Source organism: Cohnella fermenti, assembly GCF_004801405.1.
In the GTDB taxonomy this organism is placed as follows: Bacteria; Bacillota; Bacilli; order Paenibacillales; family Paenibacillaceae; genus Cohnella; species Cohnella fermenti.
Genome location: NZ_SSOB01000082.1, coordinates 1 through 9,705, shown reverse-complemented (window position 1 = coordinate 9,705; position 9,705 = coordinate 1). Strand labels below are relative to the sequence as shown.

The 9,705-nt window shown below is 60.2% G+C and carries 6 protein-coding genes; 4 read left to right on the top strand and 2 right to left on the bottom strand.

Features of this window, described 5'->3' with window-relative positions; translation table 11 throughout:
* Positions 1-468: 468 nt before the first annotated feature.
* Positions 469-894 carry a hypothetical protein gene (locus E6C55_RS32830; RefSeq protein WP_136374057.1) on the top strand — a complete coding sequence of 142 codons (426 nt, stop codon included), beginning with the start codon at positions 469-471 and terminating at the stop codon, positions 892-894.
* A 291-nt stretch (positions 895-1,185) separates the two neighbouring features.
* Here E6C55_RS32830 and yfbR read toward each other — a convergent pair whose 3' ends face one another.
* Positions 1,186-1,779, bottom strand: a complete 594-nt coding sequence (gene yfbR, locus E6C55_RS32825; protein ID WP_136374056.1) for a 5'-deoxynucleotidase — start codon at positions 1,777-1,779, stop codon at positions 1,186-1,188.
* A gap of 272 nt (positions 1,780-2,051) precedes the next feature.
* Between yfbR and E6C55_RS32820 the strand changes: the two genes are divergently transcribed.
* From E6C55_RS32820 to E6C55_RS32810, 3 genes are all read left to right on the top strand, one after another.
* Positions 2,052-3,599, top strand: coding sequence for a fumarate hydratase (locus tag E6C55_RS32820; RefSeq protein WP_136374055.1), 1,548 nt, complete (start codon positions 2,052-2,054; stop codon positions 3,597-3,599).
* Positions 3,600-3,655: 56 nt separating this feature from the next.
* The gene (pnpS, locus tag E6C55_RS32815) at positions 3,656-5,467 is read left to right on the top strand and encodes a two-component system histidine kinase PnpS (protein ID WP_136374054.1); all 1,812 of its coding nucleotides are present in this window, start codon (positions 3,656-3,658) and stop codon (positions 5,465-5,467) included.
* Positions 5,468-5,609: 142 nt separating this feature from the next.
* Positions 5,610-6,347 (top strand): response regulator transcription factor, encoded by a 738-nt coding sequence (locus E6C55_RS32810; protein WP_136374053.1) that lies wholly within the window; start codon positions 5,610-5,612, stop codon positions 6,345-6,347.
* Between the two features lie 37 nt (positions 6,348-6,384).
* On the opposite strand, the gene E6C55_RS32805 is transcribed toward E6C55_RS32810, so the two are convergent.
* Positions 6,385-9,201, bottom strand: coding sequence for a M6 family metalloprotease domain-containing protein (locus E6C55_RS32805; protein WP_168736009.1), 2,817 nt, complete (start codon positions 9,199-9,201; stop codon positions 6,385-6,387).
* Between the last annotated feature and the right edge of the window lie 504 nt (positions 9,202-9,705).

Genomic DNA, 9,705 nt, shown 5'->3' with positions numbered 1-9,705 from the left:
TACAAATAACCATTCTGTGAAAGATGCGTCGAAGAGCCGTATGCGGGAATTCCGCACGTACGGATCTGTGAGGGGGACGGGCACAATCCTCGAAAGGAGAGGCCCTACCTACTCGACCATAAAATCGTAGAGGCCGTCGGATCAGAGGGGGGAAAGTGCGTCGGATCAGAGGAGGAGAGCCGCAGACTAGAGGGGGAACGCCACCAAACTAGAGGACTGGAGGGGTTAAGGCATCGGACTGTGGAGCGAACAGCGGAGCAAGGGGGATGCGAGAGAGAAGGTAATCTCGCAAGAAGTCTGCGGGCAAGCAGGTGTCAAATTGCGCAATTTATGACGTCTGCCTCGAATTTGTCACCGATTGTTCACGCTCAATCCGGCGCTGGGAGGCGAATTTGTTTTGTTTGTCCGACGAATTGTGTATACTGGACTTGCAAAGTTGATTTTTCTGCCAAAGGGGACGTGTGACAAGTGAATACGGTAATGTTGTTCCTTCATGTCGTCGGCGCCGTCGGAATGGGGATTTACGCCATTATGCCCTTCCTCGTCGGGAAGTTTAAGCAACTGTCGACACCGGCTCAGGAAGGGCTTGCGAGCGGCTTGCTGTCTGCCGGACGCGTCGGCCAGTTCGCGCTTGTGCTGCAACTGCTGACCGGCGGTTACCTGATCTCTCAAGCGGATTACACGGTAGCCTGGATGATCGTGATCATTGTGCTGTTCGTCGCGATTGGCGCGATGGCCGGCATGGTGCAAGGACCGCTGAAGCGCATTCGCGCCGCTGCGGCAGGCAACCAGGACGCTTCCGCCAATGTATCCAAGGTGCAGACGTTCAGCACGATCGCCTTCGTGTTGTTCCTCGTCATCATCTGGCTGATGCAAGACCCATGGTACGCATAAGCAAGCGAAGCAGCGCTGGCGGCTGACCGCCCCGAACACTCCTCCGGGAGGCCGTTTCGGGGCGGTTTTTGTTGCAGCACGGCCTTGGACGCTCGCGGACGACCATTTTATATGAAAAACCACATACAATCGCCACCCAACCGGCCTCGGCCACACAACCACGCTCGCCCAAGACTAATCAGCCGACAGGAAGGAAGTGTCGTCTTCACACTCCGCGCATCTTGCCGTATTGCCGCACCACATTCCGCGCCTATCCCTGCCGATCCGCGTGATCCGGCACTGGGCGCGGCCTCAATCTTCCTCCTCCGTCAGCTCGTCGATCGTTCGTTCGAAGCTCGCGGTCAGGCGGTCGAGGAACCAGTCGACCTCGGACAGGTTCATCTCGCGGAGCCGGCCTTCCATCTGGCGGCGGGCGGTGGCGAATTCGCGGTTGCCTGCGGACATCTCGCTGACGCACTTCAGGTAGGCGTCGAGCACGTCGGCCGCTTTGACGAGCCGGGCGAGCTCCGGCGATTCGGGGCCGCGATGCAGCAGCGGATGGTAGGCGCCGCGAAGCTCCTCCGGCACGGTGGCGAGGAGCCGATCGGCCGCGATCGCTTCGATCTGGCGGAAGTTCGCGAGGATGTCCGGGTTGTGGTGCTTGACCGGCGTCGGGATGTCTCCCGTGAACACTTCCGCGGCATCGTGGAAGAGGGCGTAGGAAGCCGCCTCGTTCGGGTCGATGTCCTTGCCGAACACGTCCCTGGCGATGCTGCCGAGCAAGTGGGCGATCAGCGCGGTGTGGAACGAATGCTCCGCAACGTTCTCTTCGGCCGTCTTGCGCATGAGGCTCCAGCGTTCGATATTCTGAAGGCGATACAAGTACGCGAGGAAATGATTGGACAAGGGGAGCCCTCCTGCTCGAACAAGTCGAATGGGAATAACAGAGAGATTATATCATACTCCAGGATCGTTGATCGCACCCGGCTGCAGGCTGCTCCCGGTTCTCTTTTCCACGATAACGGTTATTGCAAATGATTCTCAACAGGGATGGTTCCCGGCCGAATTGTTCTCAATCTGTGAAGGATTCGTGAACCTTTATGAATCGATGATTGGGGAAGCGTATGCTATGATAGAGAGGTTGAGGTATTGCAAGATGAGAGGAGCTTCCCGCTATTATGTCCAACTTTGAAGAGAGCATCTACAAGCTTGTCGTCGAGACGTCTACCAATCTGCCGGCCGATGTGCGCCGAACGATAGCCGCTGCCAAGGCAGCCGAAGACAGCGGGACCCGCGCGGGACTGTCGCTGTCCACGATCGTTCAGAACATCGAGATGGCCGAGTGCAACGTGTCTCCGATCTGCCAGGATACGGGGATGCCTACCTTTATCGTACATACGCCAGTGGGCGCTAATCAAATAATAATGAAGCAGGAGATTCGCCAGGCCGTCGCCCGCGCGACGAAGGACGGCAAGCTCCGCACGAACTCCGTCGATTCGCTTACCGGAGCGAACACGGGGGACAATCTCGGACCGGGCACTCCCGTCATCCACTTCGAGCAATGGGAGAAGGACGAGGTGGACGTGCGTCTGATTCTGAAGGGCGGCGGCTGCGAGAACAAGAACATTCAATACAGCCTGCCGATGGAGATCGAAGGTCTCGGCAAGGCGGGACGCGATCTGGACGGCATCCGCAAGTGTATCATGCACGCCGTCTATCAGGCGCAAGGCCAAGGCTGCAGCGCGGGCTTCATCGGCGTCGGCATCGGCGGCGACCGGACGAGCGGGTACGATCTGGCGAAGCAGCAGTTGTTCCGCCACATTGAGGACGAGAATCCGATTCCGGAGCTGGCCCAGCTTGAGGAGTATGTGATCGAGAATTCGAACAAGCTCGGCATCGGCACGATGGGCTTCGGCGGCAACGTGACGCTGCTCGGCTGCAAGATCGGCGTCATGAACCGTCTGCCGGCGAGCTTCTTCGTCTCCGTGGCGTATAACTGCTGGGCGTATCGCCGCCAGGGCGTTCTGCTCGACGGCAGCTCGCACGAGATCAAGGAATGGATCTATGAGAGCGGCTCCCGTCATCCGATGAACGCCTTCGAGGAGAAGGCGGCGGACGATGCGGAGAAGGCGATCGGCGAAGGGCGCCGCGAGGTCGTGCTGACGGCTCCGGTAACCGAGGAGCAGATCCGCTCGCTGCGGGTGGGCGACGTCGTTATTCTGAACGGCGAGATGCATACGGGACGCGACGCGCTGCACAAGCATCTGATGGACCACGACGCTCCGATCGACTTGGATGGCGGCGTGATCTACCACTGCGGTCCGGTGATGCTGCAGGACGAGGACGGCTGGCACGTCAAGGCGTTCGGGCCGACGACAAGCATTCGCGAGGAGCCGTACCAGGGCGACATCATGAAGAAGTTCGGCATTCGCGCCGTTATCGGCAAGGGCGGCATGGGGCCGAAGACGCTGAAGGCGCTGCAGGAGCATGGCGGGGTGTACCTGAACGCGGTGGGCGGAGCGGCTCAGTATTACGCGGAATGCGTCAAGAAGGTGAACGGCGTCGACCTGCTCGAGTTCGGCATCCCGGAGGCGATGTGGCATCTTCAGGTCGAAGGCTTCGCCGCCGTCGTCACGATGGATTCCCACGGCAACAGCCTGCATGCCGACGTCGAGCGCGACTCGAAGGAGAAGCTGTTGCAGTTTAAAGAGCCGGTCTTCGCCTAGAATAAAGCTGTAATCCCGAGTCCATCCGCTTGAGGAGCCGAGGAGTTCATACGCATATGCACAAATTCCGGTTTAAACTGACGGCGCTGTTCATGCTGCTGATCGGCCTTACGGTGATCGCCGCAGGCATTCTCATGAGCACCTCGTATAAGAAAAACCACATGAGTTCCCTAAAAGACCACATGCTGTCCGAGATTCGGGTGCTGAACGAGGCGGTTCCGTGGCCCGAGGGCGAGACCGATGCGGAGCAGCGCACCGATCTGCAGGAAGCGGCGACTCACTTCAGGGAGATCGCCGACATGCGCCTGACATACATTCGGGCGGACGGAACGGTGCTCGGCGACTCGAATCACGACCCGGCGACGATGGAGAACCACGCGAATCGCGAGGAATTCAAGGAAGCGCTGGAGAGCGGGATCGGCAGCAGCGTCCGGAAGAGCCCGACGCTCGATCAGAACATGCTCTACGTCGCGATGAGGCTGCCGTCCGCCGGCGAGCCGCAAGGCGTCGTTCGGCTGGCCGTCAGTCTGAAGGATGTGGAGAGAAGCCTCGGCAACATGTGGCTGGCGCTTGTGCTGAGCCTGCTGCTGCTGTTCCTCGTGGCGACGGCGGTCAGCTACCGAATCGCGCTGGGCGTGACGCGGCCGCTCGAGCGGATGACGTCGGCGGCCAAGCGGATGGCGCAGATGGACTACAAGCTGAGAATTCCGGACGGCGGCCAGGACGAGGTGAGCGAGCTGGCGCGCGCGCTTAACGCGATGGCCTCGAGCCTGCAGCAGCAGGTGGACGAGATTCGGCTGAACGAGGTTCGGCTCCAGTCCGTGCTGGACAACATGGCGAGCGGCGTCATCATGATCGGCGCGGATGGGCGCATCCGGCTGTACAACCGGGGAGCGGAAGGGCTGCTGGGGAGCTCGGCGGAGGAGAGAACGGGGCGCAGCTTCGGGGAGATCAAGCAGCAGTACGAGCTTGTGCAGCTTATTCGCGAAGCGCTGCAGCTTCACGAACCGATTCACGACGAGCTGACCGTCTACTATCCGGAGGAGAAGCTGCTCGAGCTGAGCGCGATTCCGATGCGGATGAGCGAGAACGAGGAGCAGGGCCTCCTGCTCGTTCTTCAGGACGTGACGGCGATCCGCCGCCTCGAGAAGATGCGGAGCGAGTTCGTCGCCAACGTCTCGCACGAGCTGAAGACGCCGGTCGCCGCGGTCAAGGGCTTCGCGGAGACGCTGCTGAACGGGGCGATGGACGACAGGGAGACGGCGCAGTCGTTCCTGACGATCATTCACGATGAGAGCGATCGGCTCAATCGGCTGATCGGGGACATCCTCGAGCTGTCGAAGATCGAATCGAGGCGATCGACGCTTCAATTCTCGCCGGTCGATCTGCACGTCTTCCTCGAACGGATGACGGAGTTTATGGCGACCGAGGCCGCGAAGAAGAACATCGGACTGGAGCTGCAAGCCGAGGAAGAGCTGTTTATCGAAGCGGACGAGGATCGGCTCGGCCAGATTCTGCTGAATCTGCTGCAGAACGGCATCAATTATACGCCCGAAGGCGGCAAGGTGAAGGTGAAGGCCGAATTCATTCCGGGCACGGAGTCGGAGTCGGACGAGGAAGGCGCGGACGATCGGGTGCGAATTACGGTATCGGATACCGGAATCGGCATTCCGCGGAAGGACCTGCCGCGCATCTTCGAGAGGTTCTACCGGGTGGACAAGGCCCGGTCCCGCAGCTCGGGCGGGACGGGACTCGGCCTGTCGATCGTCAAGCATCTGGCCGAGCTGCACCACGGCACGATCCGCGTGGAGAGCACGGTCGGGGTCGGGTCGCACTTCATCCTGGAGCTGCCCCTTCTGCAGCCATGATCCGGCGGCGGCTCGATTGTCAGAGCTGCCGCTATTTTACGTTGCGATAACAAATCGTTAACCGAGCATTAACAGTGGCATGATAAATTGACTAAGAGAGCTTGCGCTCATTACGGCCATCGTGCCGGACCGGAGGTACCCCATGTCGGACAAAGTGCTGATTATTGAAGATGAACCGACTATCGCGCGACTCGTGACGTACAACCTCTCCCTCGAGGGCTATGAGACGGAAGTCGTCGGCAACGGCGCGGAAGGGCTGCACAACGCGATTCACGACAGCTACGCGATTATTTTCCTGGACTTGATGCTGCCGGGAATGAACGGGTTCGAGGTGCTTCAGAAGCTGAGGCAGAACGGCGTCAAGACGCCGGTTATCATATTGACCGCCCGCAATGCGGAAGAGGAAGTCGTGCAGGGGCTCAAGCTGGGCGCGGACGATTACATTACGAAGCCGTTCGGGGTGGCGGAGCTGCTCGCGAGAACGTCGGCGGTGCTGCGCCGCTCCCGCAACGACGGGGAAGAAGAATCGGCTCGCGCAACAGGCGGCGATAAGGTGCTGACGCTGGGCGAGCTGCAGATCTACCCGGACAAGTACGAGGTGCTGCTGCACGGGCAATGGATCTCGCTGCGGCCGAAGGAGTTCGAGGTGCTGCTCTATCTGGCGGAGCGTCCGGGCATCGTCATTACGCGCGACGACCTGATGAACGTCGTCTGGGGCTTCGACTATATCGGCGGCCAGCGGACGGTGGACGTGCACGTCAGCTCGCTGCGCAAGAAGCTGGAGCTGAGCCAGCAGGCCGTCCAGATCGAATCGATCCGCGGCGTCGGCTACAAGCTGATCGTTAATCGCAAGGCAGGCTCAAGCCTATCCGGGAAATAACCGGATAGGCTTTTTTTGAGCTCGGCTGCAGCCTGCGCTACAGGTCCTTCCACCGCTCGACGGTCAGATTCACCGTCTGCGGGCCGCTGCCCGGGGTCAGCGTGCGGTTCGCGATATCCGCGCCGCTGGAGGCGGCTTCGACGCTCGACCAGGCGCCTCGGGTGAACTTGAATTCGTACGCGGTTCCGGCGGCGAGAGCGACGGTTATGCGGTAGATGCCGTCGCTTCCGCGCGTAAGCCGGTAAGCCGAATCGCCCGGGTCCCAGCCGTTGAACGTGCCGGCGAGATACAGGTCGGCACCGGAAGGCGTCGATCCCGGCGCCGCGATCTGGAACGTTACGCTGTCCGCCTGAGGAGTTCCCGCGTACAGGTTGCCGTTCGCCAAGGTGGAGGTTCCGGAGCCGAAGCGATAGTCGCTGCCGCCGTTGTTGTCCCAGGAGCCGCTGCCGTTGTTGAAGGCGGCGGTCAATCCCGTCGCGGCGCCGAGCGGGATCGTCGCTACGCTGTAGCCGGCATAGGCGGAAGACGACATCGCTGTCCCGGGAACCGTTGTCCACGACGAGGAGCCGTCGAGCTTGTAATGAATGTAGGATGCGGCGAACGAGCCGTTCTTATAATAGATGATGGCATTATTCCCGGCCGGATTCGGAATGGCCGCAGGGAAGTCCTCCGTGATCACTCCGTTCGCGATGGTCGTGACGCCGGAATAGAGCGTGTAATTGTAGCCGGAATTGTTATCCCACGTGCCGTTGCCGTCATGGAACGCCCCCTTGCCGTTAATGCGATCCGCCCCCGTATCGATGATCGCCTTGCTGTATCCGGGAATCTCGGACGGAGCGAGGGCGAGATCCTGCCACACCTCGGTCGTCCCATAGGGAGAGATCGTGTAGCGAACATAAGGCGTCGCATTATTCGTCTTGTAGTAGAGCACGATCTTGTTCGTCTCCGCGGAAGTAACCGACAGCGGTTCGCTGTCAGCGGATACGTTGCCCGCGCGGTCGACCGTGCGAACCGTATAGCTGTAGGTCGCATCCTCTGTAACCCAGTCCTTGAGCGTGTTCTTCGTGAGCGAGCTCACGAGCGTCCCGTTGCGATACACCTGGTAGCGGTCCAGCTCCGGGCTGTCCGAGGCTGTCCAGCTAAGGCCGACGGAATTGCGGGCGGTATAAGGAGCCCACAGGCCCGTTGCCGGTTCGAGCGGCGTGTAGTCTCCGTAGATGGCAGCCGTCATGCTGCTGGAGCTTGCTTGCGGGATATTCACCGTGATGCCCGTGTAGCGGAAGGAGGAGCCGTCATAGCGGTCGCTGTTCGGAGAGGTCAGCGGCGCGAAGCTCGTGGCATTGCCCGAGTAATAATAGGGGCTGATCGCGTTGGCTTCTTCCAGATCGACCAGCCGGCGGTCGTCGTCCGCGTTGCTTGAGCGGCTCTGATCGATATGCCAGATCGCAATGCCCCCGGGATAGCCGAGCCCGCGATCGTACCCCTCGTATTGACGATTCTCCAGCAGAAAATACTGATTCGCATCCAGAGTGGGAATTAGGACGATGGAGTAGGAGCCTGTTGCTATGGAATTCAAGGTGTAGGAGGCGCTGGCATCGGATTGGGCGATTGTCGCGTCGGCGAAGCCGAGCATCAGCTTGCTCCAGGCATCGAGGTGGACGGGCGTCGCGCCGGCGTATTCCCCGGACAGGCTGGCCCAGTTGCCTCCCCCCATCAAGCTGTGGTTGCCGATCCCGGAGGAGGATCCGTCGGTGTCGTACAGGTCGGGCAAGCCGAACATGTGGCCGAGCTCGTGGGCGAGCACGCCGATCGTCGCCTGGTGATTGCCCTGGATCTCGCCTTGCTGGGTGTAGCCTGCACCGTGCGCGCCGACGCACGCCTTCGTGCCGTCGATGAGCGGAGACATGGCATCGGACAGGCTTGTGAAGTGGGCCCACACGCTCTGGGAAGAGGTGGCCCCGTATGCCTGCTCATAGCCGGCCAGGATCGTCACCACCTTGAGCTCGTCGTTCTGAAGGTAGCCGTCGCCATTCGCATCGTAGGCGGACAGGTCGATGTAGGGATCGGCCGCGGTCAACGCTTCGGCCACCGTTGCGGCTCCCGAGGCGTAGGCATGGTTCAGACGGACCTTGACGATGCCGTCATTCGCCGTTCCCGCCGTCTCCGCCGCCGGCACGAGGCTCATGCGATTCTGGGACACCTCCCGGTAATAATCGCTGACGCTCTTGCCCGTCGCGGAGAAGAACCTGCCGTTCCACTGCGAGTCGGAGTACTGGATATCGATATCCGAGAACTCCACCAGCAGCAGGAGCACGTTCTGAGTGCCCGTCGTCTCCAGTCCGTCCAGCCCGAAGAACAGGCCGGCCCCGGCGGTGTCGGCCGCCGCCTCCAGGGAGGCGGACACGCGCGATTCCGCTTGTTCCGACAGGCTGGGCGAGCCGGACGCGCCCGACAGGGCGGCTGCCGATCCCGCATCGCCGTCCGAGCCGTTCTTCTGAAGCCGCTCCCGCTGCTTCAGCCAATTGTCAAGATCCTGCTTGCTCTTCGCCTCGGCAGGCTTCGGATGGAGCTTGACCCGAACGCCGCTCGACTTGAATGAATGGTCCTTAAGCTCAAGAGAAGCATAATTCCAATAGCCCTGCGCATCGCGAACGATCACTTCGTCTTCGCTCGTTAGCGCCCAATGCAGGTTCTCGTCCCCCTGCAGCCTGCCTTGGAACGATTGGCCGCCGGGCTGGGTGAACGTCTGCAGGTCGGTTCGCGCCGGCGCGGCATCCGCGCCGCGGGCTCCCAGCGCAATAACGGCCAGGAGCAGCAGGGCGGAGGCAAGCCATAATCGGTAACTCTTCTTCATTGTGATTCCCCTTCCATTCATCGGCTTGTTCAAACGTTTGCACAAATCGGTGAACGACACAAACCGACATCCGCACATTTGACAATCTAGATTATAATGGAAATATTCAGTTGGTCAACCTTATTTTTACCAATGATAAAAGAAACCGCCAGAGATGCTTGCCCTGACGGTCTTGATCGTTCGCCCGATCCGATGATTTTTGCGATTTTATGTGATTTTTCACATTGATCGGCTTGAATTGCCGGGGGATCGCAGCGTTTTATGTGATTTTTCGCATATATGCGCCAACACGAGCCGGATTTTTCTCCATGTATGCTATTTTTCGCATAGAATCGCCCAAGCTGCCCCTGATCAAGGCTCGCCAATGTGATTTTTCGCATAATGAGTAGCGAATTATCTGAAGTCGAGCAGAAAAAATAGCTCCTTGCAAGCAGGAGCTACGACTTTAGATAATTCGTTTGGACGAAACCGCGGTGGGCTACGCACGTTGCTACGCTATGGGGA

What these genes read in the sequence shown, in the direction of transcription:
- E6C55_RS32810 (WP_136374053.1), top strand. Translation starts at nt 5,610, where the DNA reads ATGTCGGACAAAGTGCTGATTATTGAAGATGAACCGACTATCGCGCGA.
- pnpS (WP_136374054.1), top strand. Translation starts at nt 3,656, where the DNA reads ATGCACAAATTCCGGTTTAAACTGACGGCGCTGTTCATGCTGCTGATC.
- E6C55_RS32820 (WP_136374055.1), top strand. Translation starts at nt 2,052, where the DNA reads ATGTCCAACTTTGAAGAGAGCATCTACAAGCTTGTCGTCGAGACGTCT.
- E6C55_RS32805 (WP_168736009.1), bottom strand. Translation starts at nt 9,201, where the DNA reads ATGAAGAAGAGTTACCGATTATGGCTTGCCTCCGCCCTGCTGCTCCTG.